This is a genomic window from Streptomyces sp. CB02058 (assembly GCF_001905505.1).
In the GTDB taxonomy this organism is placed as follows: Bacteria; Actinomycetota; Actinomycetes; order Streptomycetales; family Streptomycetaceae; genus Streptomyces.
In genome coordinates this window covers 981,428-1,004,693 of sequence record NZ_LIPG01000003.1, presented here as the reverse complement: position 1 = coordinate 1,004,693, position 23,266 = coordinate 981,428, and the positions used below count along the sequence as shown (strand labels likewise).

20 protein-coding genes are annotated in these 23,266 nt (G+C 73.0%); 9 read left to right on the top strand and 11 right to left on the bottom strand.

Features of this window, described 5'->3' with window-relative positions:
* Nucleotides 1-167: 167 nt before the first annotated feature.
* Both AMK10_RS18010 and AMK10_RS18005 read left to right on the top strand, forming a co-directional pair.
* Nucleotides 168-665, top strand: a complete 498-nt coding sequence (locus AMK10_RS18010) for a MarR family winged helix-turn-helix transcriptional regulator (RefSeq protein WP_073748807.1) — start codon at nt 168-170, stop codon at nt 663-665.
* A gap of 128 nt (nt 666-793) precedes the next feature.
* Entirely contained in the window at nt 794-1,756 is a 963-nt protein-coding gene (locus tag AMK10_RS18005) for a LysR family transcriptional regulator (protein WP_073748806.1), read from the top strand.
* A gap of 13 nt (nt 1,757-1,769) precedes the next feature.
* Here AMK10_RS18005 and AMK10_RS18000 read toward each other — a convergent pair whose 3' ends face one another.
* The 5 genes from AMK10_RS18000 to ligA all read right to left on the bottom strand — a co-directional run bounded on the left by AMK10_RS18000 (nt 1,770) and on the right by ligA (nt 9,239).
* Nucleotides 1,770-2,075: a 4a-hydroxytetrahydrobiopterin dehydratase gene (locus AMK10_RS18000; protein ID WP_073748805.1), complete on the bottom strand. Its 306-nt coding sequence runs from the start codon at nt 2,073-2,075 to the stop codon at nt 1,770-1,772.
* 109 nt (nt 2,076-2,184) lie between these two features.
* Complete coding sequence (locus AMK10_RS17995; protein WP_073748804.1) at nt 2,185-2,928, bottom strand: YoaK family protein; 744 nt, start codon at nt 2,926-2,928, stop codon at nt 2,185-2,187.
* A 149-nt stretch (nt 2,929-3,077) separates the two neighbouring features.
* On the bottom strand, nt 3,078-5,369 hold the full coding sequence (gene secD / locus AMK10_RS17990) for a protein translocase subunit SecD (protein WP_073748803.1): 2,292 nt from the start codon (nt 5,367-5,369) through the stop codon (nt 3,078-3,080).
* A gap of 780 nt (nt 5,370-6,149) precedes the next feature.
* On the bottom strand, nt 6,150-6,974 hold the full coding sequence (locus tag AMK10_RS17985) for a rod shape-determining protein (protein ID WP_073748802.1): 825 nt from the start codon (nt 6,972-6,974) through the stop codon (nt 6,150-6,152).
* Nucleotides 6,975-7,130: 156 nt separating this feature from the next.
* Complete coding sequence (ligA, locus tag AMK10_RS17980; protein WP_073749334.1) at nt 7,131-9,239, bottom strand: NAD-dependent DNA ligase LigA; 2,109 nt, start codon at nt 9,237-9,239, stop codon at nt 7,131-7,133.
* A 248-nt stretch (nt 9,240-9,487) separates the two neighbouring features.
* Here ligA and AMK10_RS17975 point away from each other — a divergent pair, with 248 nt between their 5' ends.
* From AMK10_RS17975 to AMK10_RS17965, 3 genes are all read left to right on the top strand, one after another.
* A complete protein-coding gene (locus AMK10_RS17975) occupies nt 9,488-10,423 on the top strand; it encodes a DUF1996 domain-containing protein (protein ID WP_073748801.1) in 936 nt (311 codons plus the stop codon).
* An 84-nt stretch (nt 10,424-10,507) separates the two neighbouring features.
* Nucleotides 10,508-11,113, top strand: a complete 606-nt coding sequence (locus AMK10_RS17970; protein WP_073748800.1) for a DUF305 domain-containing protein — start codon at nt 10,508-10,510, stop codon at nt 11,111-11,113.
* A gap of 7 nt (nt 11,114-11,120) precedes the next feature.
* The gene (locus AMK10_RS17965; protein ID WP_073748799.1) at nt 11,121-12,173 is read left to right on the top strand and encodes a LacI family DNA-binding transcriptional regulator; all 1,053 of its coding nucleotides are present in this window, start codon (nt 11,121-11,123) and stop codon (nt 12,171-12,173) included.
* 30 nt (nt 12,174-12,203) lie between these two features.
* Here the strand turns inward: AMK10_RS17965 and AMK10_RS17960 are convergent, their stop codons facing one another.
* Complete coding sequence (locus tag AMK10_RS17960; RefSeq protein ID WP_241839571.1) at nt 12,204-14,456, bottom strand: phage holin family protein; 2,253 nt, start codon at nt 14,454-14,456, stop codon at nt 12,204-12,206.
* Nucleotides 14,457-14,558: 102 nt separating this feature from the next.
* Nucleotides 14,559-14,975: a hypothetical protein gene (locus AMK10_RS17955; RefSeq protein WP_073748798.1), complete on the bottom strand. Its 417-nt coding sequence runs from the start codon at nt 14,973-14,975 to the stop codon at nt 14,559-14,561.
* Between the two features lie 179 nt (nt 14,976-15,154).
* On the opposite strand from AMK10_RS17955, the gene AMK10_RS17950 reads away from it, so the two are divergent.
* Nucleotides 15,155-15,931: an MBL fold metallo-hydrolase gene (locus AMK10_RS17950; protein ID WP_073748797.1), complete on the top strand. Its 777-nt coding sequence runs from the start codon at nt 15,155-15,157 to the stop codon at nt 15,929-15,931.
* Nucleotides 15,928-16,548 (top strand): DedA family protein, encoded by a 621-nt coding sequence (locus AMK10_RS17945; RefSeq protein WP_073748796.1) that lies wholly within the window; start codon nt 15,928-15,930, stop codon nt 16,546-16,548. Before AMK10_RS17950 ends, AMK10_RS17945 begins: the two co-directional genes overlap by 4 nt.
* Before the next feature lie 26 nt (nt 16,549-16,574).
* Here the strand turns inward: AMK10_RS17945 and AMK10_RS17940 are convergent, their stop codons facing one another.
* The 4 genes from AMK10_RS17940 to AMK10_RS17925 form a co-directional block, all read right to left on the bottom strand.
* Nucleotides 16,575-17,600, bottom strand: a complete 1,026-nt coding sequence (locus tag AMK10_RS17940; protein WP_073748795.1) for an MBL fold metallo-hydrolase — start codon at nt 17,598-17,600, stop codon at nt 16,575-16,577.
* A 70-nt stretch (nt 17,601-17,670) separates the two neighbouring features.
* Nucleotides 17,671-18,897, bottom strand: a complete 1,227-nt coding sequence (locus tag AMK10_RS17935) for an aminotransferase class I/II-fold pyridoxal phosphate-dependent enzyme (protein WP_073748794.1) — start codon at nt 18,895-18,897, stop codon at nt 17,671-17,673.
* 113 nt (nt 18,898-19,010) lie between these two features.
* Nucleotides 19,011-19,856: an SMP-30/gluconolactonase/LRE family protein gene (locus tag AMK10_RS17930; RefSeq protein ID WP_073748793.1), complete on the bottom strand. Its 846-nt coding sequence runs from the start codon at nt 19,854-19,856 to the stop codon at nt 19,011-19,013.
* Nucleotides 19,853-20,626, bottom strand: a complete 774-nt coding sequence (locus tag AMK10_RS17925; protein WP_073748792.1) for an IclR family transcriptional regulator — start codon at nt 20,624-20,626, stop codon at nt 19,853-19,855. Before AMK10_RS17925 ends, AMK10_RS17930 begins: the two co-directional genes overlap by 4 nt.
* Before the next feature lie 214 nt (nt 20,627-20,840).
* On the opposite strand from AMK10_RS17925, the gene AMK10_RS17920 reads away from it, so the two are divergent.
* On the top strand, nt 20,841-22,337 hold the full coding sequence (locus AMK10_RS17920) for a bifunctional phosphatase PAP2/diacylglycerol kinase family protein (RefSeq protein WP_073748791.1): 1,497 nt from the start codon (nt 20,841-20,843) through the stop codon (nt 22,335-22,337).
* Nucleotides 22,338-22,437: 100 nt separating this feature from the next.
* A complete protein-coding gene (locus AMK10_RS17915) occupies nt 22,438-23,247 on the top strand; it encodes a class I SAM-dependent methyltransferase (RefSeq protein WP_073748790.1) in 810 nt (269 codons plus the stop codon).
* The last annotated feature ends 19 nt before the right edge of the window (nt 23,248-23,266 follow it).

Here is a 23,266-nt window from a genome sequence, read left to right as displayed (position 1 = left end):
GAGGGTGCGGCCCGCGGGGTACGGTCCGAGGGCCCACGGATCACGGGCGTACGGTTCAGGGGCGCGCGGCCCGCGGACGTATGTCACGGGCGCGGCCGGCAGACGTACGACCCGCAGTACGGGGTGACACGTCAACCCGCGGCTGTCTCCCGGTAGAATCACCGGCCATGACCAGCACCGCGGACCACCTCTCGGCGCGCGAAGACCGCGTCTGGCGCGCGTACTTCGAGACGCAGGTGCTGTTCTGGCGGCGCCTCGCCCAGCAGCTCCAGCAGGACACGGGCCTGTCGGAGCCCGACTTCGCCATCCTCAGCGCGCTGGTGGAGGCACCGGACACCCGGCTGAGGGCCTTCGAGCTGAGCGGTGTCACCCAGTTCGAGAAGAGCCGGCTGCACCATCATCTGAACCGGATGATCGGGCGCGGTCTGCTCACCCGCGAACAGTGTCCGGGCGCCTCACGCGGCACCGTGATCGCGCTGAGCCCCGAGGGCCGCCGCGCCATCGAGGCCGCGCTGCCCCTGCGCGCCGAGCACATCCGCCGCGCGCTCACGGCGCCGCTGGACGAGGGGCAGATCGACGCCCTCACCGAGATCTCCGAGACCATGCTCGCCCACCTGCGCACCACGGACGGCGCGCAGGACGGAGCCGAGGGCGGCTGCGGCTGAGGACCGTCGTTCGCATCTGGCCGGGCTCGTGTGCCCTGGCCCGATCCGGACGAAAGGCCTCAGGAGACTTCGCCGGGCGGGACGACGGCGCTATTGCCGGTGGGTTCCATCGGCCATACCGTGCGCCCATGGAGCTGGAGTTGCGTCACCTGCGCACCGTACGGGCCATCGCCGACACCGGCAGCCTCACGAAGGCCGCGGCGGCTCTCGGGCTCGCGCAGCCCGCGCTCAGCGCCCAGCTCCGGCGGATCGAGAAGGCGCTCGGCGGGTCGCTCTTCGACCGGGACCACACGGGTGCCCGGCCGACCCTGCTGGGTGAACTGGTCCTGGAGCGGGCCCGGGTGGTGCTGCCCGCGGTGAGCGGGCTCCAGGAGGAGGCGGTGCGTTTCGCCAACGCCTGGGCCACCGTGGAGCGTTTCCGGCTCGGCGGCACGCACGGCCCGCTCATGGGCGGTCTCGTCGACAGGCTCGCCACCGCGCATCCAACGGCGCCGGTGACGACGCACACCTCGTGGTCGGTGGCGGAGATCGCCTCCCTGCTCTTCGACGGCAGACTCGACTTCGCGTTGATCGGTGCCTGCGGGGAGAGTCCGCCTCCGATGGCGGACCGGCTGGTCTGGCAGGTCATCGGCATCGACCCGGTCTTCGTCATGCTGCCCGAGAACCACGCGCTGGCCGACGAGCCGGAGCTCGAACTCTCCGCGCTGGCGGACGAGTGCTGGGCCGATGTGCCGGGCGACGGCTGTTTCGCCGACTGCTTCACCGCCGCGTGCGCGCGGGCCGGCTTCACTCCGCTGTCGGTGTACGAGACGGACACGGCGTCCGTCGTCCACCTGGTCCAGGTGGGCCGGGCCATCGGACTGTGCCGGGCCACCTTCCCGCCGACCCCCGGTGTGGTGACCCGGCCCCTGGCGGGCACACCGCTGAGCTGGCGCCACCTGCTGGGGCGGCACCCACGCTCCCCCGCCGCGAGCGCCACGGCCGCCGCGGTGGCCGGGCACACCCGCGCGGCGTACACGGAGGCGGTGCGGCGCAGCGACAGCTATGCGCGCTGGCTCGCCGCACACCCTCGCTTCGGCGAGGCTCCATGAGCCCGCGACGCCGCTACTTCGCTCCGTGGCCGGCGGCGACGGCCTCGATCCGTGCGGCCAGCGCGAGGTCCTTCCGTGTGACGGCGCCGCCCGCGTCGTGCGTGTTCACGGCGATGGCCACGGTGTTGTAACCCAGTGTCAGATCCGAGTGGTGGTTGAGCTCCTCCTGGATCTGGGCGACGTGGACGGTCAGTGCGGCGGCGGCGAAGTGGGAGGTAAGCCGGTAGGTGCGCGTGATCCTGTCCCCTTCCAGCTCCCAGCCCGGCAGCTCGCGCAGACCCGCGTCGATGTCGGACGCGGACAGCGGTTCGGTGGGCATACGGCGGCTCCCCGGCGTATCGGTGGGTCAACGGTGCCCGTGACGTTACGGTCCGGGGCGTCGGCTGTCTCGTGCGACACGGTTCCCTCGCCGGGGCCGGACGGCACCTTCACCTGCCGGCGGGCGGCTTGGTCCAGGGCGCGTCGCTGCGGGCCAGCAGGGTCGCGGCGGTGCTCACGGCGGCCAGGAGGACCACCGAGAGCAGCAGGGGCAGTGACGGGTGCCCGTTCAGCACGGCGAGTGCCCCGGCGAAGGCGCCGGCCAGCATGGCGGCGGCCGAGAGGACCCGGCGTCCCGCCCTGCTCCCCGGCCCTTTCGCCAGCCGGCTGTCGGCGACGGTGCCGGTGATGGTCAGCGTCAGCACCGTGGTGGTGAGGTCGGGTACGGCGAGCGCGCGTACGGCCGCGTTCTGCAGGCCGAGACCGAGGCCGAGCAGCGCGATGAGCGCGAAACGGACGCCGCCGGTGTACGGCTCGCCCGAGACGAGCGTGACGACCAGGGCGGCGGCCACGAGGGCGGTCTCGGCGAGCAGGGCGTGCTGGAGCTGTCTGCCCCGGTGCGCCCGGGCCAGATGCACGGCGATGCCGCCGACCAGTGCCCCGGCCGAGAAGGACACGAGCGCCACGGCCGAGGCGAGCAGCGAGAAGCCCGGGGCTCCGGCGAAGGCGAAGCCCATGAAGACGACGTTGCCCGTCATGTTGGCGACGAAGACGTGCCCGAGGAGCAGATAGCTGAACGCGTCGACGAGCCCGGTGAGCACCGTCAGGGCGAGCATCAGCGGCGGCAGCGGACCGTGCGGACCGGCCATGTCGGGTACGAGCGTGTCCCGGGCCTCACGCAGCACGAGGGGCATGAGCGGCACACTCCGATCACTGGATGTGGTCAGGATTGTGCCGCAGCCCGGCGCCCGTACCGCCCGTACGCGCCGGGCAGGGACGGGTCCCGCCCCTGCCCGGCGCACCGTGTCCGTGCCGCCCGGGCGGCACGGACACGGCAGGCGTCCTACACGCGTGCCCCGTTGTCGGCGGGATCCCTGCGTTTCCGTCCGGCCGCCGCCCCGCGCTTGGGTGCGCGCTTCCTGGCCGGGGGCGGAGCCTTGCTGCTCCGCTCCAGGAGGAGCGCCCCCGGGATCGCGGTGAGCACGGAGGAGTACGTCCCCACGCAGATGCCGATGAGGAGGGCGAGCGCGAAGTCCGCGAGCGAGTCCCCGCCCAGCACGGCGAGGGCCACCAGGATGAACAGGGCTCCCATCCCCGTGTTGACCGTGCGTGGCACGGTCTGGAGCACGGCACGGTTGGCCACGTCGGCGACGGGTGAGCGCCGGTTCCTCGCCCAGAGCTCCCGTACCCGGTCGAAGACCACCACCGAGTCGTTGACGGAGTAGCCGATGACGGTGAGCAGGGCGGCCAGGAAGATGCCGTCGACGGGGCGGCCGAGCCAGGCGAAGGCACCGACCAGCACGATGACGTCGTGCACGAGCGCCCCGACCGAAGCGACGGCGAAGGTCCACCGGAACCGGGCGGCGAGATAGGCGAGTTGCACGAAGACGGCGACGCCCAGCGCGATCAGCGCGTTGCGCCGCAGCTCGTCGCCGAGGCTGGGCCCGATGAGTTCGTCACGCACCTTGGTGGTCTCGCCGCCCACCTCGGCCAGGGCGGCCCGCAGGGCGTGTTCCCCGTCGTTGTCGAGCTTCCCGGTGCGTACGGAGAGGTCACGATCGTCCGCCGTGGTGACCTCGGCGTCGTCGAATCCCGCGGCGGCGATCGCGTCGCGGGCGGTCTCGACGTCGACGGTGCGGCTGGTGGAGTACTCCATCAGCCTGCCCCCGGTGAACTCGACGCCCAGGTCCACCCCGCGCACGAGGATGCCGCTCACGGCGAGGAGGACGACGGCACCGGACATCATCAGCCAGCGGCGCGGTGAGCGGAACAGCTGCGGGTCGCGCGCGCTCAGCCAGGTGCGGACGCGGCCGGGCCGTCCGATGCCGTTGACGCCCGGGTAGTCGTTGACGAACCGGGAGCCCGCGGCCAGCTCGGTGAGTGCCCGGGCGATGACCAGCGCCGAGAACATCGAGGCCAGGACGCCGATGGCGAGCGTGACCCCGAAACCCTTGACCGGCCCTGCGCCGAGGAAGAAGAGCAGGCCCGCAGCGATGAGGGTCGTGACGTTGGAGTCGGCGACCGCGCTCCACGCGTTACGGAATCCGGCGGTCAGCGCGGAGCGCAGCGAGCGGTTCCTCCGGTCCGCGTACTCCTCGCGGGCCCGCTCGAAGACAAGGACGTTGGCGTCGACCGCCATCCCGATGGCGAGGACGAACCCGGCGAGGCCCGGCAGGGTCAGGGTGACTCCGAGGGCGACGAGAGCGGCGTAGGAGATCACGCCGTACGCGGCCAGGGCGACGGCGGCGAGAGCGCCGAAGAGGCGGTACACGAAGGTGATGAAGAGCGCGGTCGCCGCGGCACCGATGAGGGCGGCACGGGCGCTCGCGTCGATGGCGGCGGCGCCGAGCGTCGGGCCGACGGTGCGCTGTTCGACGATCTCGACGGGTACGGGCAGTGCGCCGCCCTTGATGAGCAGAGCGAGATCGCGCGCCTCGTCGGCGCTGAAGGACCCGGTGATCTGGGTGGAACCGGAGGGCAGCCCCACCGAGCAGCCGACCGAAGGATCGACCTGCGGAGAGGAGATGACCTTCCCGTCGAGGACGATCGCCACGCGCCGCTTCTCGTCCCCGGGCGGGTTGCAGGCGGCGTCCCCGGTGAGGCGCTGCCACTGCTTGCCGGCGTCCTTGTGGAAGTCGAGCGAGACGGTCCAGCCCGCGCCCTGCTGGGCGTCGAACTGTGCGGTGGCGTCCTTGACCCCGGCGCCGGAGAGCCGCTCGGGCCCGAGGGCGAGAGGCGTGCCCTGTTCGTCGGGAAGCGTGGTGTGCGCGTCCGTGCCCGTACCGGATTGCTGAACCGCGTGGAAGCCGAGCTGGGCGGTCTTGCCGATCACGTCCGCGGCCTGGCGCGGGTCCTGGACGTCGGGAAGTTCGACGACGATGCGGTCCTCGCCCGAGCGGGTCAGGACGGGTTCGGCGACACCGAGGGAGTCGATGCGCTGCCGCAGTACCTCCAGGGTGCGGTCGGTGCTCTCGCGGTCCGCCTTCGCGGAGCCGGAGTCCTTGGCCTGGAGCACCATCCGGGTGCCGCCCTGGAGGTCCAGGCCGAGTCTGGGTGACATGGTCAGCGTGATGAACACGGACACGAGCAGCACGGCGGCAGCCAGAACCGCTCGCACCGTGGTGGCGCGAGACATGGGTATCCCCTCGAGTGGGCGTCGTCCGCCCGGGACTCAAGGAGGCGGGGCCCCGGAGAGACCGGGTCCCGGAGGATTCGGGACCCGGCGGGGCCGTGGCTCAGAGAGACCGACGCGGGCGGTTCGACAGGTCTGTGGAACAGGACCGGTGACGGGCCGGCTGACCGGCCGTCACCCCGGGAGGGCCCCGCACACCGGGAAGCGCCGTGATCCGGCCGCGCACGAGAAGGGCGGCCCCCACGGCGCCCGGGACGGCACCGCGCGGGAAGGGGAGGCCGGGCGCGTACGCCGGCAGGGCACCGTGTCCGGGCGGTGGGACGTGGAGCGGCCCATGCGGACGATCCACCCCCGCACGCGGCCCCGGTACGGGAACGGCCTCGGCCCAGCGCGCGGCGTCGGGCAGACCGGAGACCTGCGTGGCGGCAGCGGAGGGCGGAGTGGTGTGTGTGACGGAGGCGGACGCGGGGAGCTCGGCAGTGCTGGAACCCGAAGGCAGCGCGGCGGCAGCCGCGGCCGGACGTGCGCCCGCGCCGAAGAGGGAAGCAGAAGGGGAGCCCGAAGGCAGCGCGGCGGACGCAACAGCCGGAGGTACGCCCGGAGGTACGCCCAGGCCCGGGCCAGAAGCAGAAGTGGAGCCCGGAGGCAGCGCGGCGGCGGCAGCCGCGGGCGTGCCGCCGAGCAGGGTGAGGACAGCGAGCAGCAGTGCGGAGAGGACGTACGGCAGCGCATCGGGCCGCCCGCGCGGGGGCGGGTTCCCCAGGGGCGCCCCCGGGAGGCGGCTCACCTCGGCCGGGCCGGGACGAAGGGCACCGCGCCCGCGCCACCGGGGCGCAGGACGGAGTCCAGGATGAGCCCGGCACCCCGTACGACAGCGGTCGAGGGGTCTTCGTCGACGCGGACGGGGACACCGAGGGTCTCAGCGATGCGCTCGGTCACGTCGGCTCGCAGTGCTCCCCCGCCGGTGAGCACGGGGCCTCGGCGGAGCGCCCCGCGTACCGCGCCGTCTCTGTCCTCGCGCCACATGGACGTGACCATATCGAAGACGTTCCGGACGAGTGCGGCGGGCAGGGACTCCGGGCCGAGGTCGCTCAGCCCCGTCTCGGCCTGGCGGGCGTCGACGACCACCGTGTCCACGAGCAGGGCCACTTCGGTCAGTTCGGCGCCCAGGTCGACGACGAGCACCGGGCCGCCGTCCTTCGGCCCGGCGCACGCGGCGGCGGCACTGGCGCTGTTGAGGACCAGGACACCGGACGGGCCCAGTGCGGCGAGGAGTTCTCTCGCCAGAGCACGGTGCGCGGGTCCGGCCAGCACGGGATGGCTGAGGACGATCACGCTGTCCTGCCGGTGGGCCCCCAGTGCGGTGTCCGCGAGGCGGCCGAGCAGTCGTGCGCAGGAGTCCGCGTCGACGATGCGTCCCCGCCGGACCGGCCGGCCGGTGCCGTCGTCCCAGCCCGCCGGGCCGGGGACGAGTCCCCGGCCCGGAACCCAGGCGCGGGCCCCGGAACTGCCCAGGTCGATGGCCACCCCGCGCGCCGCACCGGCGTGTGCGTCCCGTCGCGCGAGGACCGGCCGGCCGCGCCGTCGGCCGTCCCGTGGAGACCGCATCGCCCCTCACCCTCCGGCGCCCGCCGCTGCGGCCATGCACCACTTACCGCCACGCCAACCCCGGATAATGAGGCCAGTCCGAGCCCTCACTATGCAATACGGGACATATAAACGCCAGCCCTCTACGATTCCAAGGCCCACCTCTGTGTGTACCGTTCACGCCTCCTGTGTCAGATAGGCCTCCACGAGCTCCGCGAACTCCTCGGGCGTGGCGATCCTGATCTCCAGGTCCTCCGCCTTGGCACGCTTCGATCCTGCCTTCTCGCCCGCGACGAGCAGGCTCGTGCGCTTGGAGACGCTGGAGGACGACTTCCCTCCGGCCCGCTCGATCAGCTCGTTCATCTGATTGCGCGAGAGCTTCTCCAGGACACCCGTCATCGCGCCGGTGACCACCACGGTCATTCCGCCGAGCGGCAGGCCGTCCGCCGGCTGTCCGCCCCCCGGAGCGTCCGCACCGGGCTCGGGCTCGGCACCGGGCTCCGGCGGCGGGGTCGCGTTGGGCTCCGTCATGGAGACTCCGGCGGCCACGAGCTTGGCGATCAGCGGCGCCAGCTCCACCAGCTCCGCGACGACACCTGCGGCCTTCTCCTTGCCTATGCCGTCGACCCGCTGCAGCTCCTCCGCGTCGGCCGCGACGATACGGTCCATCGAGGCGAAGTAGCGCGCGATCCGGCGGGACATCGAGCGGCCCGTGCCCCGCACCCCGAGGGCGCAGAAGACCCGGGACAACGGGCGGGTCCTGGCGATGTCGATGGCAGCCAGCAGATTGTCGGTGGAGGTCTCCCCCATCCTCTCCAAGGTGAGCAGCTGCTCCCGCTCCAGCGTGAAGAGGTCGGCGAAGTCCTGGACGAGACCCGCGTCCACGAGCTGGACGACCCGGGTGGCGCCGAGTCCCTCGATGTCCAGCTGGTCGCGTCCGGCCGCGTACGCGACGGAGGCGACCAGGCGGCAGTCCCGCCCTCGTGTACAGCGCCAGCGCTGCTCGCTCATGTCGATCTCCGAGCCGCACTGGGGGCAGACCTCGGGGAATTCGACCGGCTTCTCGTCACCGGTCCGCAGATGCGCGACGGGCGCCTCGATGCGCGGGATGATGTCGCCCGCCTTGTAGACCATCACCTGGTCGCCCAGGCGCAGATCACGGCGGGTGATGTCGGCCGGGTTGTGGAGCGTGGCGTAGCTGACGGTCGATCCGTCGATCTCGACGGGCTCCAGGACGGCGCGCGGCGCGATGATGCCGGTCCTGCCGACGTTCCACTCGACACCCAACAGCCGGGTGACCTTCTCCACCGCGGGCAGCTTGTACGCGATGGCCCAACGCGGAGCCCTGGTCCCGGACCCCGCGTCGCGCTGGTCGGCCGCCAGGTCCGCCTTGATCACGATGCCGTCTATCCCGAACGGCAGCGAGGCGCGCAGGGCGGCGATCTCCTCGACACCGGCCTGCACCTCCTCGGCCGTGGTGACCACGCGCGGGGCGACCGCCGTGTCCGCGGCGGTGTGCACACCGAGCCCGGCGACGCGCTCCAGGACCTCGCTGTGCGGGAGTCCGGCCAGGGCCTCGGCCAGCTCACCGGAGTCGGGCAGCGCGAGCGCTCCGTACGCGAAGAAGGTCATCTCCACGCGATACGGACGGTCCTTGGCCCTGAGGGTGCCCGCCGCGCCGTTCCGCGGATTGGCGAAGGGTGCGGCGCCGTGCCCGGTGCGCACCGTGTTGGCCTGCTCGAACTGCTCGTTGGTCATGAGGATCTCGCCGCGCACCTCCAGGGTCTCCGGGGCACCGAGCCGCTCGGGCAGGCCGAGCACCGTCCCGATGGCGTGCGAGACGTCCTCCCCGGCCGTCCCGTCGCCGCGGGTGATCAACTGGTCCAGCCGGCCCCGCCGATAGCGCGCGGCGACCGCCAGACCGTCGAGCTTGGGCTCCACGCTCCAGGAGGCGACGGGTCTGCCGATCCTGCGCTCCACGGAGGCTGTCCAGGTGACGAACTGCTCGGCGGAGAAGACATTGTCCAGCGACAGCATCGGCACGGTGTGCGGAACGTCGCCCGTCGCCGCCCCGCCCGCGACCTTCCCGGTCGGAGAGGCGTCCAGCACCTCCTCCGGATGCTCCTGCTCGTAGGCCGCGATCCCGCGCACCAGGCGGTCGTACGCATCGTCGTCGAGCGTGCTCTCACCTGCGGTGTAGTACGCGGCGGCGGCACGCTTCGCCTCGTCCACCGCGGCGGCGTAGGCGGCGGTATCGGCGAGCGCACCAACTGAGTTCGTCGTCATGACCACCATCCTGCCGCCCACCACTGACAATGCCCTCCGGTCCCGTTTCGCAACGTGCATGAGAGAGCGCTCTCCCATGATCAGCCATCCGCAACTCGGTTTATCCAGCAGGTAATTGAGGGTGCGACGCGAAGTCTTGACATGCTTGCGTCACACTTCTACGTTCTCGAAGAGAGCGCTCTCTCACTTCGGTCGGGGCACCGGCCGAGGCAACCGAAGGAACCCCACTTCCTCAGAACAGGAGTGCCGTGCTCTTCCTCAGACGACGCACGACGGGCCACGACCGGCGCAGATCCCTGCCGTCCTGGCGCTGTCGCATCGCGGGGCTCGCCGCCGCCGCGCTCACCCTGTCCCTCATCCAGGCCACCGCGGGCAACGCGGCCGGCGACCGGGCCGCGGAGAGCGGACCGAAGGCCGCGGCCGACGTGGTCCGGGTCGCCGAGTTCCTCGCCGAGTGCCCCTACACGCACCGGAAGCCCGACGACCCGATCGTCCTGCCCAACCTGCCCGGCGCCTCGCACATGCACAGCTTCTTCGGCAACGACTCCACCGACGCCCACTCGGATCTGACGTCCCTGGAGAAGGCCGGCACCAGCTGCGCGCCCGTGACCGACCTCTCCGCCTACTGGGTCCCCACCCTGTACGACGGCGACAGGGAGGTGGAGCCGACCGGCACGACGTTCTACTACCTCGGCGAAGGCGTGCGGGACGACATCATCCGCACCATCAAGCCGTTCCCCCGGGGACTGCGGATCGTCGCGGGCAACGCGAAGGCGACCGGCCCCGGCGACAACACCATCTCCCGATGGTCGTGCCTGCACCACGGCGAGGTCGATCCGTCCCACGACTTCGTCAACTGCCCGCCGGGCTCCATGATGGAGAGCTATCTGGACTTCCCCCAGTGCTGGAACGGCAAGGACCTGGATTCGGCCGACCACAAGAGCCACATGGCCTATCCCGTGGGTGGCGCCTGCCCGTCGACCCACCCCGTCCCGGTCCCCAAACTGCGGCAGGTCCTGCGCTATCCGGTCAACGGTGATCCGGCCCGCTTCCGGCTGGCGTCGGGGCGCGGATACACGATGCACGGGGACTTCTTCAACGTATGGCCCGAGGCGGAGATGGCGCAGCGGGTCCGTGACTGCATCAACGCGATCATCAAGTGCGGCGCGGACGGCACTCCCTGACGTTTCGTCATGACCCTTTCCACAGGCGCCCGTCCAGGTCCGAGCGGCCCGGGCGGGCGCCCCGGGAGCAAGGAGCTCCTTCCGATGCCGGCTCGTCGCACCACGGCCGTGGTCCTCCTGTTCGCCCTGCTGACCGCCTGCTCCCCGGAGGGAGGGGAGAAGCCGGAGAGCCCGCGCGCGGAACCGTCCGGCGCTCCTTCCGCGGACCCGACCGACTCCGCGTGGGTCCAGCTGATGATCCCGATGGACGAGCAGGCCATGGCCCTGCTGGACCTCGCGGCGCGGAAGGCCACCGGGCCGGGCCTGCGTTCCTGGGCGGCCCGGCTGCACAGTGCCCATGCCACCGAACTGGCCTCGTTACGAGCGCTGCGGGACCGGATGGGGCTGCCGGACACCGATGTGCACAAGGGGCACGACATGCCCGGGATGGTGACGGCCGAGGATCTCGTACGCGCCCGAGCGGCCCGGGGAGCCGCCTTCGACCGGCTGCTCGTGACGCAGATCCACGACCATCTGCGCCAGTCGGCGCAGGTCTCGCGGTCCGAGTCCTCGGCGGGCAGCGCCGCGGAGGCCAGATCGCGGGCCCGGGAGCTCGTGACGGCGCGCGGTGAGCAGGTGGCCGGCCTGTGCGCGGGCAAGGCCGCTGACGTGCCGGAACCCTTCGCGTGCGGGTCGGATCACCCGGTATAAAGACTGCATGACTGCCGATGTCTCGCCGCCCGCACGCCCCGCCACCCTGGAGGACGTCGCCGCGGTGGCGGGTGTCTCGCGGGCCACCGTGTCCCGGGTGATCAACGGTGCGACGACGGTGGACCCGGCGCTGCGGCGGGTCGTGGAGGAGGCGGTGGCCACCACGGGCTACGTCCCCAACCGTGCGGCGCGCTCGCTGGTGACGCGGCGGACGGACTCGATCGCCCTGGTGGTGTCCGAGCGTGAACGGCGCCCCGTCTCCGAGCCGTTCATAGGCCGGATGTTCTCCGACCCGCACTTCGGGCGCGTGGTCGGCGGGCTGATGGACGTGCTGCGCCCCGCCGGGATCCAGATGGTCCTGATGCTGGCCGACGACGAGGCCTCGCGCAATCAGCTGCTGTCGTATCTGCGCCAGGGGCATGTCGACGGGGTGGTGCTGATCTCCTCCCACGCCGATGATCCACTGCCCGGTCTGCTGCACGACACCCGGCTGCCCGCCGTGCTGGCCGGCCGCCCCCGCAAGCCCTCTCCGCTCACCTATGTCGAGGCCGACCAGCGGGCCGGGGCGCAGATGGCGGCCGACCATCTGGCCGCGCTGGGGCGCCGGCGCATCGGGACGATCACGGGCCCGCAGGACATGCCCGCCGGGCAGGTGCGGCTGACCGGTTTCCTGGACGCGCTGGAGCAGCACGGGATCGGCGACGTGGCGACCGCCGAGGGTGGCTTCACGCACTCGGGCGGGGCCTCGGCGATGCGGCAGCTGCTGCGCGAACGGCCCGATCTGGACGCGGTGTTCGTCGCCTCGGACCTGATGGCGCTGGGTGCCCTGCCGGTGCTGCTGCGTGCGGGCAGGGACGTGCCCGGGGATGTCGCGGTGGTGGGATTCGACGACAGCAACGCGGCGGTGGCCTGCGATCCGCCGCTGACGACCGTGCGGCAGCCGGTGGAGGAGATGGCCTCCGAGATGGCCCGGCTCCTCCTGAAGCAGATCGGCCGTCCCGGTCTGCCCGAGCCGTCGGTGGTCTTCCATCCGACGCTGGTACGACGCGAGTCGGCCTGACTTCTGCCGGGGGCTCGTGCCCAGGGGCCGTCAGCCGCGCGCGCCGGGGACGGCGTCGCCGGAGTCGGGCACGCCGGGGTCGCTTCGGCCGTGGTCGCTTCGGTCGTGGTCGGCTCCGGTGAGACGGACGTAACCGTCCGGAGCGGTCGTCTCCGGGAAGCGTTCGTCCGCCCGCACCGACCCCGCGAAGCCCTCTTGCCGCAGCGGCACCTGGGGACCCGAGAGCTCCCGCAGCCAGTGCGCCAGCACCCGGTGCACCGCCTCCGCCCCGACCGGCCCCGCGGTGGCCGGTACCCCCGGAACGTCCGCCGCCACGACGTCCATCGGGTCCGTGAGCGTGCGCGGCCACAGCAGGAACGGCCGGGACTGCGCGCCGCCGAGCCCGCCGTGCGAGCCGATCTGCTCCTCGAAGGCGTGCACCCGGCCGGTCTCCGGGTCGTACATCGAGTTGACCATCACGTCCGCCACGTGCGGGAAGGAGTCGGTCCGTCGCACCGCGTCGGCGGCACCGGTACCGAAGACGGCGAGCGGCCCCTCGCCGTCCCTGAGCTCCGCCACCGGGACCTCCGCCCCGTCCCGGCCCAGCACCACGGACCCGTGCTTCTGGCTGCGCACGAGCAGGAAGCCGATCCCCGGATGGGCGGCGAGCGTGCCCAGCAGCGCGGGGTAGCGGCGGTCCAGCTGTTCGCGCGAGGCACGGCCCTGGATGTCGGGGAACGACAGCAGCCCGAGGTTTCCGGAGGCGAGCACGACCGGGTCGGACGACTTCGCCGGGTGCTCGGCCTCCTGCTCCCCGTCGACGGGCCTGTGCAGCGCGATGCGCACGGCGTCACGTGCCTCGGACGCGCTGCGGGTCCGCTGCGCCCGGCGGGGTACGGGCAGCCCGCAGCCGGCCCGCACGAGGTCCTTGAGCGTGAGGCCGTAGCGCCGGGCGAAGGTCTCCCCCGGGCTCTGGCCGTGGTCGGACAGCAGCACGACCCGGTAGTCGCGCGGGGTGTGGTCCGCGATCTTCATGATGAGACCCAGCGAGCGGTCGAGCCGCGCCAGGACCTTCCGGGCGTCCCTGCTGTCCGGCCCGGAGTGGTGGGCGACCTCGTCGTAGGCGACCAGGTCGGCGTAGACGGCGGTGCGTCCCGCGAACATGTCGCCGATCACGGCGGCGACCACCACGTCGCGCTCCACGACGGTCGCGAACGCCCGGATGAAGGGGTACAGGCCGCCGCGCTTGACCCGGGGCGACTCCTTACGGATCCGGGCGCGGGTGGACTGGCCCACCTCGCGGACCACCTCGGCGACGAAGGACAGCGCGGTGCGGACGGCGTTGGCCGGGTCGGAGAAGTAGGCGAAGTAGCCGGCCCGTGAGCGGCGGCCCTTGCCGAGCCTGGCCGCCATCGACAGGACCAGGGCGAGCTGGTCCGCGCCGCCGCTGAAGAGGTTGCCCCGGCTCGCGCCGTCGACGGTGAGCAGGCCGCCGTCACGGGTACGGGCGATGGCCCTGCGCTGGAGTTCGAGGGCGCTCGCCGGTCTGCTGGAGACCATGACGGTGCCGCTCTCCTTCTCGTACCAGCGGAAGGCCGGCACGTCGTGGTTGCTGCCGTGCAGGATGCCGAGCTGGCTGGCGCCCGTCTGGCTGGACCAGTCGGTGGTCCACGGCGTGAGCCGGTGGCCCGCCTCGTCGGCCAGCAGGCCCGCCACGGTCGGCATGATGCCGTCGGCCGCCGCCTTCTCGAGCACGTCGTGGCCGACGCCGTCGAGCTGGACGAACACCATGCCGGGCGGGCCGCCGCGACCGCCGTCCGCGCTGCCCGGCGTGCCGCTGCGTCTGCGGCGGCGGTCCGCGAGGCGGGAGAGCCTGCGCCGGTAGGCGTCGTCGTCACCGACCGCGAGGGAGGTGGAGGTCGCGGAGGCGACGGCCGACATGACGGCCGCCACGACCACGGCGGTCTCCGCGTTGGCGTCGCCCCGGCCGTCCGGGATGAGCCGCAGGGCGATGAGCAGCAGTGAGCCGTTGAGGAAGAAGACCAGGGCGCCCAGCACGAGGGCGGGCACGATGAGCAGCGCTCTGACGAGCACGGGCCACACCAGGGCGGAGAGCAGGCCGAAGGCGCCCGCACCCCAGGCCGCGGTGAAGGCGGTCCTGGTGACGGTGTCGCCGTCGTCCGACTGGAGCTGGAAGTCGGGCAGGATGCCCGCGAGGGCCAGCATCGTGAGCGTGGAGACCGCCCATACCGAGACCACGCGTATCAGCGTTCTGCCCGCCGTACGCCATCGCCCGTCACTCACGCCGTTCCACCTCACGTCCGGGCCCGGTGTTCGTCATGGGCCCGCGTCAAGCCTGTCACAGCCCTTCCGCGATCCATCGGCGCCCCGGGCACCCGCACGTGGTCAGCAGCCGTCGTACCCCGCGGTCGGCATGGAGAGCCTGCGGTGGACGCTGGCCTTGGTCCGCGCGGTGTAGACGGGCTCCTCCAGACCGGCGAGTTCCAGCCGCACGCCGCGCCGCTCGCACTCGGCGGCGAAGTCCGGCACGGAGACGAGCGCCCTGGCGAGCACCCGGTCGTTGGGGGCCACGAACACGTCGACCTGCCCGCCCTCGGCTCCGGCCCACAGGGCGTGGTGGTCGGGGCGCAGCCCGTACACGCGCAGCTGGCGGGTGACGACGTATCCCTGGTCGGCGGCCCAGCGTGCGCACATGGCGTGCTGGCTGCGGGTGTCGACGAGGAAGGGATCGCCGTCGAGCTCTTCCAGTGGTGTGAGACTGGCGATGGCCGCCACCCGTACGTCCCCGACGACGTCCCCCATGAACGGATCCCCCCGCGCTCGGCTGCTCTCCACGACCCTACCCCCGGCGTAGCCCTGTGTAGTCGTGCGTATCCGCCGGGGGACCGGCGGAAAGGAGCACTCGGGCGTGGGAGGGGCGCGGACCGCCTACCCTCGTACGCGTAGAGGGATGACGGGGGCGTGTGCGAGGAGGCAGGGCGGTGGAGGTCACCTGGTGGGGTCATGCCACCTGCACGATCGAGGACACCGGGGTCCGGGTGCTGACCGATCCGCTGTTCGCGCGGCGCTTCGCGCATCTGCGCCGCCGCCGGGGCGAGGTGCCGCCGCCCGAGGCCGCGGTCGCCGACGCGGTCCTGATCTCCCATCTGCACTCCGATCATCTGCACCTCCCCTCCCTGGCCCGCCTCGCCCCCGGCAGTCTGCTGATCGTGCCCCGGGGCGCGGTGGCGGCGGTGCCCGGGCTGCGGCTGCTGCGCCGGGCGCGTGGACTGCGGGTCGCCGAGGTCGGCCCGGGGGACGTGGTTCCGGTCGGTGAGGTCCTGGTCCGCGCGGTTCCGGCCCTCCACGACGGGCGGCGGCTGCCGGTCGGCCCGCGCCGGGTGCCCGCGCTCGGTTACGTGGTCGAGGGCGAGGCCCGCACCTATTTCGCCGGGGACACCGGACTCTTCGACGGCATGGCGGACGCGGTGGGGACGGTGGACGTGGCGCTGCTGCCGGTCGGCGGCTGGGGGCCCAATCTGGGTCACCACCACCTGGACGCGGCGCGCGCCGCGCAGGTGCTGACCATGCTGGGGCCGCGGTCCGCGGTGCCGGTGCACTACGGCACGTACTGGCCGATCGGGTTGGACGGGGTCCGGCCGCACGAGTTCCACTCGCCGGGTGACGAGTTCGTACGGCAGGCGGCGCGGGTGGCACCGGAGGTGGCGGTGCACCGGCTGGGGCACGGCGAGCATGTGAGGCCGGAGGCCCGTAAGTGATCGATGAGGTGCTGCGGCAGCTGCCGACGGAGTCGACCCAGCAGGCCGTCGGCTATCCGTCGCTGTTCCTGCTGGTGGCGCTGGGGTCGCTGGTGCCGGTGGTGCCGACGGGTGCCCTGGTGAGTACGGCGGCCGTGGTGGCGGTCCACCAGACGTCACCGTTCGCCCTGCTCGTGGTGTTCGCGGTGGCCTCGGGCGCGGCGTTCCTGGGGGACATATGCCTGTACTGGCTGGGGCAGCGCGGGGTGCGGTCCAGGAACGGGTCGAAGTGGCTGGAGGCGATCAGCAGCCGGGCGGCTCCCGAACGGCTGGCGCAGGCGCAGCAGAAGCTGGACGAGCACGGCACGGTGGTGCTGGTGCTGTCCCGGCTGGTGCCCGCCGGGCGCATACCGGTCATGCTGGCGTGTCTGCTCGGCCGGATGCCGTTGCGGCAGTTCGCCCGGGGTGACGTGCCCGCGTGTCTGGCGTGGGCGGCCACGTATCAGCTGATCGGGATCCTGGGCGGTTCGCTGTTCGCCGAGCCGTGGGAGGGCGTGCTCGCGGCGATCGCGCTGACGCTGCTGATCAGCGGGGCGCCCGCGCTCTGGAGGCGGCTCCGGGCGCGTATGGCCGGCTGAGGGGCGGGTGCGCCGGCCGGGCACGGTCAGGCGTCCAGGACCCGGGAGCCGCCGACCGGCAGGTCCCAGAGGTCGGCGCGCGGGAGTCCGGCGCGCTGCCACGCCGTACGGAGCCTGGTGAGCGGTTCGAGCACCGGTTCGGCGGAGAGCAGGAACGTCGCCCAGTGCATGGGAGCCATCGCGCGGGCCCCGAGGTCCTGGTAGGCCTGCACGGCCTCCTCGGGGTCGGTGTGCACGTCCGAGAGCCACCAGCGCGGTTCGTACGCCCCGATCGGCAGCATGGCCAGGTCGAGGCCGGGGTAACGGCGGCCGATCTCCTCGAACCAGTGGCCGTAGCCGGTGTCCCCCGCGAAGTAGATCCGCCGTTCCCGGGAGTCCGTGAGCACCCAGCCGCCCCAGAGGGACCGGCAGGTGTCCAGCAGGGTGCGCTTGGACCAGTGGTGGGAGGGCACGAAATCGAAGCGGACCCCGCCCAGTTCCACCGATTCCCACCAGTCGAGCTCGGTGACGCAGGTGAAGCGGCGGCGCCGGCACCAGCGGCCGAGTCCGGCGGGGACGAGGAGCGGGGTGTCCCTGGGGAGCCGGCGCAGCGTGGGGGCGTCGAGGTGGTCGTAGTGGTTGTGGCTGATCAGGACGGCGTCGACGCGTGGGAGTTCCTCCCAGCCGACGCCGACGGGGGTGATCCTGGCGGGGGTGCCGAGGATGCGCCGCGACCAGACCGGGTCGGTGAGGACGGTGAGACCGCCGATGCGGACGATCCAGCTGGCGTGTCCCGCCCAGGTGACGGCGGTGGTGTCCGTGTCCACCCGGGGCAGCGGCCGGGGGGCGTAGGGCAGCCGGTGGATGCCGCGGAGGCCCTCGGCGTTCGGCCGGAGCGCGCGCTCCTTCGCCAGACGGGTCATGCCCCTGACACCCGGAAGGGGGGCGGTGAGCCGGTCGGCGAAACTGCGGGGCCAGGTCCGGAGCTCGCCGAGGCGGCGCGGCGCGGCGGCGCGGCGGCCCGAGGGCGCGTGGCCGGCCGCGGCGGGAGGGCGCTCGGTCTGTTCCGTCATCGAGAGGCTCCTGTCTCGGAGTTCATCGAGGGCTGCTGCTGCCGTCGGTGGTCATCGAGGGCTGCTGCTGTCATCGGAGTTCGTCGAGGGCTGCTGCGAAAATGCTCAGTGCTCGGGCGACATGGGGCAATTTCAGGGGCTCCACCGCAGTGAGGGACTCCATCTGCCGCTCCGGGGTTGAGCCGAGCAGCGGGCCGGTGCTCAGCCGCACCCGCAGCGCGCCCAGTTCGTCCCCGAACCGGTGCCCGCCGGGAACGGGGGCACCGAGGCGTTCCGTCAGGTACTCCTCCAGTTCCAGGGAGTCCGTGACCCCCCGCGCGGCGAGCCGGGTGCGCAGCGGGCCGAGGTCGGCGTAGAGGTGGCGGCCCGCCTGCGGCGGCCTGGCCAGCGCACCCGCGGTGAGCACCGCGCGGTGCGCGGCGGAGGCGACCTCGGACTGGAGGTGCGCTGCCCGGCGGATCCGGTCCGTGACGGCTTCGGGCTCGCCCAGCGCGTGGGCGGCGGCCCTGGCAACCGGTTCCGCGACCACGGCACCGAGCGCGGTGAGGACGTCCAGCACACGGGCCCGCCGGGCGGCGGCGCGCGCGGTGGCCGGGAAGCGTGCGACGGCGACCGGCCAGGCGGACGGGGTGAGCGCCCCTGCCAGGTCGGTGACCACGGTGACGTCGTCGGGGCACATCTCGGCGGGGCTGAGGACGACCGTGTCGTGGGGGCGGTGCAGGGTGTCGCGCCAGGTCTCGTCGCTGACGATGTGCAGCCCTTCGGAGACGGCGGCCTCACAAGCCTCGCGGACCAGCTCCGGCGGGGCGAGGGTCGCGGTGGGGTCGTCGGCCACCGAGATCAGGAGCAGCCGGGGCCTGCCGCCCTCGGCCCGCACCCTGCGCACGGTCTCCAGCAGGGCGTACGGGTCGGGGATGCCGCCGCACTCGGCGGGGGTCGGGACGTGGTAGGCGGGCCGGCCGAGCAGCCGCGCCTGCGGCATCCAGCCGGCGGGGCAGGGCCTGGGCATGATCACATCGCCGCCGTACGCGGCGATCAGCGCGAACACGAGGGGCTGGGCGCCCGGGGCGGCCACGATGTCCTCGGGACTGCCACGCAGGCTCCGCCGCTCCCAGTAGGCGCGGGCGGCCTCCCGCAGGATCGTTCCTCCACCGGGTGGCTCGGGACGGGGCCGCGCGGCGGCGGCCGCGAGTACGGCGGCGAGCTCGGGCAGCACGGGGAGGCCGGGGTCGGGGGCGGGCGGCCCGTAGCGCACCGGGCCGCGGTCCTCCCTGAGCGGGTGCTCGCTCCCGCGCATCCCGGGCCTCCCTCCGCCTGCGTGTCCTCAGGGCCTTTATACGGAGGTTCCCCGGGGTCCGCCCCCGCACCGGCGCGGGAGACGGCGGAAATACGCCTCCTGCCCGGGCGGGCTCATCCGGCGAACGGCGTCCCGGGCAGCCCCTGCCCCGCGTCCGGCAGCACGAGCAGGGAGCCCGCCAGCGGAGGCGGCGCGTCCAGGCCCGTACGGGCGGTGGAGATGTACAGATCGCGCAGCCCGTGACCGCCGAACGCGCACGCCGTGGGGCGTGGGACCGGCAGCTCCACGACCCGGTCCAGCTTCCCGTCGGGGGTGTAGCGGCGGACGGCGGCGCCGTCCCAGAAGGCGGCCCACACGCAGCCCTCCGCGTCCACGGTGAGCCCGTCCGGCCAGCCGGAACCCTCTTCGATGACGGTGAAGGGGCGGCGGTTCACGACGCGCTCCCCGTCCACGTCGAAGACGTCGATCCGCCGCGTGGGGGTGTCCGTGTAGTACATGAGCCGGCCGTCCGGGCTCCAGCCGGTGCCGTTGCTGACCGTCACCGCGTCCAGTACGCCCGTCACCGTGCCGTCCGGGGCGAAGCGGGCCAGGTTGCCGCCCCCCTCCGCCTCGTCGTAGCGCATGGTGCCCGCCCAGAGCGCGCCGTCGGGCGCCACGGCCGCGTCGTTGCCCCGCCGGCCGGGTACGGGGTCGTGGGCCAGCCAGGAGAAGGCCCCGTCGGCGTCGTACAGCCCGACGCCGTCCCGCAGGACGACCACGAGGCCGCCGCCCGCCCGCGGCTTCGCGGCGCCGACGTGCTGTCCGGTGGCCATGACCGTGCGCCGCCCCGTCGAAGGGGCGAAGGTGTGGACGCGCGCGGAGAGGATGTCGACCCAGATCAGCCGCTCCCCCGCCGGGTCCCAGGTGGGGCCCTCGCCCAGCTCGGCCTGCTCGCGCACGGCCACTTCCAGGGAACTCACACCTGCCCCCGGTGGTGTCCGAGGCGGCCGGACAGCGCGTCGGCGCCGCCCGAGGCGAGCTGCGCGAGCTCCGCCTCGCGCTCCTCGCTCCAGCGGATCATCGGCACGGAGATGGAGAGCGCCGCGACGACCCTTCCGGACCGGTCGCGCACGGGCGCGGCCACACAGCTCACGTCCGGGTTGGACTCGCGGTGCTCGACCGCTATGCCCCGCTTGCGTACGACCGCGAGCGCCGCCCGCAGCTCCGCCGCGTCGGTGAGGCTGTTGTCGGTCATGGCGACGAGCTCACGTCCGTCGAGGCGGGCGTCGAGCTCCGCCTCGGGGAGCGCGGCGAGCAGCAGCTTGCCGACGGAGGTGCAGTGGGCGGGCAGCTTTCGGCCGGCGGCCGAGACCATGCGGACGGCGTGGGTGGAGTCCACCTTGGCGATGTAGATGACCTCGGTGCCCTCCAGGATCGCCACATGGACCGTCTCGCCACAGGTCTCGGCGACCTCCCTGGCGACCTGCTGGCCCTCGGCCGCGAGGTCGAGCTTCTCGGCGTACCGGCTGCCGAGCTGGTACGTGCGCACGCCGAGGCGGTAGCGGCCCGGCTGCTCCGGGACCGTGACCAGGTAGGAGCGCGCGGCGAGCGTGGTGAGCAGCTCGTGGACCGTGGTCCGCGGAAGTTGGAGCTTGCGGGTGACCTCGGGGGCGGAGAGGGTTCCCTCACCCTGGAGGAAGAGTTCGAGAACATCCAGCGCCCTGGTCACCGCAGGGACGAGTCGCCCCATGATCGCCCGCCAATCTCGTTCGACACTCCGGCCAATGACCGGAATCACGAACGCAGGCTAACGGCAGGGAACTTGTCCGGGCAACGCCCTTGACAGGCCGGAGCGGGCGGACAGGGGGCAATTCCCCACGTACTTCGCGATTCGGCCGGATCTGTCGGCGCCGTCCGTGCGCGCCTCCTGGTTCACCGACCGGTCGCAGGGTATTCGCTGTCCCATGTCGACATCGAGCAGCTTCCCATCTCCCGGCCGCCTGCGGGCCTGGTTCCACCAGCGCGACCTTGCCGCGTTCCAGCGCGTGGCCGACAGACACTGGCCGGGCGCCGAGCCCGTCCTTCCCCGGCTGAGCCGCAGCGCCAACCACGGACTGCTGTGGTTCGGGGCCGCCGCGGGCATGGCGGCCCTGGGCAGCAGCGCCCGGTCCCGCAGGGCCGCGCTGCGCGGCATCGCCTCGCTGGCCGTCGCGTCCGCCGCGATCAACACCGTGGGCAAGGGCGCGGTGCGCAGGGAGCGCCCGATACTGGACCTGGTCCCGATGGTGAGGCAGCTGAACCGGCAGCCGTTCACCACCTCGTTCCCCTCGGGGCACGCGGCGTCCGCGGCCGCCTTCGCGACGGGCGTCGCCCTGGAGTCGAAGGGCTGGGGCGCGGTCGTCGCACCGGTGGCGGTGGCCGTCGCCGCGTCCCGCGTCTACACGGGGGTCCACTATCCGAGCGATGTGGTGGCCGGTGCGGCCCTGGGCATAGGGGCCGCCTTCGCACTGCGGGGCGTCGTACCGACCCGTGGCCAGCTGCCCGCCCCCGGCCGCCCGCCCGCCGAGGCTCCGGCGCTGCCGGCCGGCAAGGACCTGGTGGTGGTCGTCAACCGGGAGTCGGGCTCCGCGACCGCCGCGGCGACCTTGATCCGCGACGCGCTGCCGCTCGCGGAGACGGTGGAGTGCGCACCCTCGGACCTGTCCGGCTGCCTGGAGGAGGCGGCACGGCAGGGCAAGGCCCTGGGCATCTGCGGGGGTGACGGCACCGTCAACCTGGCGGCGGCCGTCGCGGCGACCCACGGTGTGCCGCTCGCCGTGTTCCCCGGTGGGACCCTCAACCACTTCGCGTACGACCTCGGCATCGAGACCGTGCAGGACACGGTGACGGCACTCACCTCGGGCGGCGCGGTCCGGGTCGACCTGGGCCGCTTCCGGCCGGGACCCCAGGGGCCGGGCGGCGCGGACGGATATTTCCTCAACGCCTTCAGCCTGGGCGTCTATCCGGAGCTCGTACGGACCCGGGAGCACTGGTCCCCCAGGATCGGCGGATGGCCCGCGGGGGTCCTCGCGGCCTTCGAGGCGCTGCGCGGCTCACGGCCCCTGACCGCCGAACTCCAGGGTAAGCGGCGGCCGCTGTGGCTGCTCTTCGTCGGCAACGGACTGTTCCAGCGGGTCGGCCCGGCGCCGGGCCGCCGCCACAACCTGGCGGACGGACTGCTGGACGTACGCGTGGTCCACGGAGGCCGCACACCCGGACTCCGGCTGCTGGCCGCGGCGGTCGCCGGTCCCCTGACCCGGTCGCCCGTCCACGCGGCGGTACGCCGCCGCAAGGTGCGGCTGTCCGGCCTGAAGCCGGGGACTCCGTATGCCTACGACGGTGAAGTGGCGCACTCCGGAAGCGAGTTGCTGATCGACAAGCTGCCCGAGGCGCTGACGGTGTACTGCCCGATGCCCATCTGACTGATGACCACATATTGAGACGCCTATCTCATAATTCGACATCCCGGCGTACCGTCGAGCGCATCGCCTGAGACTGAGGTCCGAGAGAGGACGTACGGCCATGCCGAAGGAATCCGCTGTCTACACCCACGGCCACCACGAGTCGGTGCTGCGCTCGCACCAGTGGCGGACCGCCGCGAATTCCGCGGCCTACCTGATCGGTGAACTCCGTCCCGGCCAGGCGGTCCTGGACGTCGGGTGCGGGCCGGGCACCATCACTTCGGACCTCGCCGAGCTGGTCGCGCCGGGCCGGGTGACCGCGGTCGACGCGAGTGGTGACGTACTGGAGCGCGCCGCGGAGGTGGCGCGTGAACGCGGTCTGGACAACGTGGAGTTCGCCACCGCAGATGTCCACTCCCTGGACTTCCCCGACGACTCCTTCGACGTGGTCCACGCCCATCAGGTGCTCCAGCACGTGGGCGATCCGGTCCAGGCGCTGCGCGAGATGCGGCGGGTCTGCCGGCCCGGGGGCGTCGTCGCGGCCCGCGACAGCGACTATGCGGCGATGACCTGGTATCCGGAGGTGCCCGGGATGCAGGAGTGGCAGGACCTCTACGGCCGGGTGGCCCGCGCCAACGGCGGCGAGCCGGACGCGGGCCGCCGGCTGCTCTCCTGGGCCCGCGAGGCCGGGTTCACCGACATCACCCCGACCGCGGCGGCCTGGTGCTTCGCCACCCCGGAGAACCGCGCCTGGTGGAGCGGTCTGTGGGCGGACCGCACGACGGCATCGGTGTACGCCGAGCTGGCGGTCGAGGGCGGGCACGCGCGCGCGCAGGAGCTGACGGCGATCGCGGAGGCCTGGCGCGCGTGGGGCGGGGAGCCCGACGGATGGTTCATGGTGCCGCACGGCGAGGCGCTCTGCCGGGTGTGATCCGGTGACGGGGCGAGGA

Coding starts and splice junctions, on each gene's coding strand:
- AMK10_RS18010 (WP_073748807.1), top strand. CDS start 168: ATGACCAGCACCGCGGACCACCTCTCGGCGCGCGAAGACCGCGTCTGG.
- AMK10_RS18005 (WP_073748806.1), top strand. CDS start 794: ATGGAGCTGGAGTTGCGTCACCTGCGCACCGTACGGGCCATCGCCGAC.
- AMK10_RS18000 (WP_073748805.1), bottom strand. CDS start 2,075: ATGCCCACCGAACCGCTGTCCGCGTCCGACATCGACGCGGGTCTGCGC.
- AMK10_RS17995 (WP_073748804.1), bottom strand. CDS start 2,928: ATGCCCCTCGTGCTGCGTGAGGCCCGGGACACGCTCGTACCCGACATG.
- secD (WP_073748803.1), bottom strand. CDS start 5,369: ATGTCTCGCGCCACCACGGTGCGAGCGGTTCTGGCTGCCGCCGTGCTG.
- AMK10_RS17985 (WP_073748802.1), bottom strand. CDS start 6,974: ATGCGGTCTCCACGGGACGGCCGACGGCGCGGCCGGCCGGTCCTCGCG.
- ligA (WP_073749334.1), bottom strand. CDS start 9,239: ATGACGACGAACTCAGTTGGTGCGCTCGCCGATACCGCCGCCTACGCC.
- AMK10_RS17970 (WP_073748800.1), top strand. CDS start 10,508: ATGCCGGCTCGTCGCACCACGGCCGTGGTCCTCCTGTTCGCCCTGCTG.
- AMK10_RS17965 (WP_073748799.1), top strand. CDS start 11,121: ATGACTGCCGATGTCTCGCCGCCCGCACGCCCCGCCACCCTGGAGGAC.
- AMK10_RS17955 (WP_073748798.1), bottom strand. CDS start 14,975: ATGGGGGACGTCGTCGGGGACGTACGGGTGGCGGCCATCGCCAGTCTC.
- AMK10_RS17940 (WP_073748795.1), bottom strand. CDS start 17,600: ATGACGGAACAGACCGAGCGCCCTCCCGCCGCGGCCGGCCACGCGCCC.
- AMK10_RS17935 (WP_073748794.1), bottom strand. CDS start 18,897: ATGCGCGGGAGCGAGCACCCGCTCAGGGAGGACCGCGGCCCGGTGCGC.
- AMK10_RS17925 (WP_073748792.1), bottom strand. CDS start 20,626: ATGGGGCGACTCGTCCCTGCGGTGACCAGGGCGCTGGATGTTCTCGAA.
- AMK10_RS17920 (WP_073748791.1), top strand. CDS start 20,841: ATGTCGACATCGAGCAGCTTCCCATCTCCCGGCCGCCTGCGGGCCTGG.
- AMK10_RS17915 (WP_073748790.1), top strand. CDS start 22,438: ATGCCGAAGGAATCCGCTGTCTACACCCACGGCCACCACGAGTCGGTG.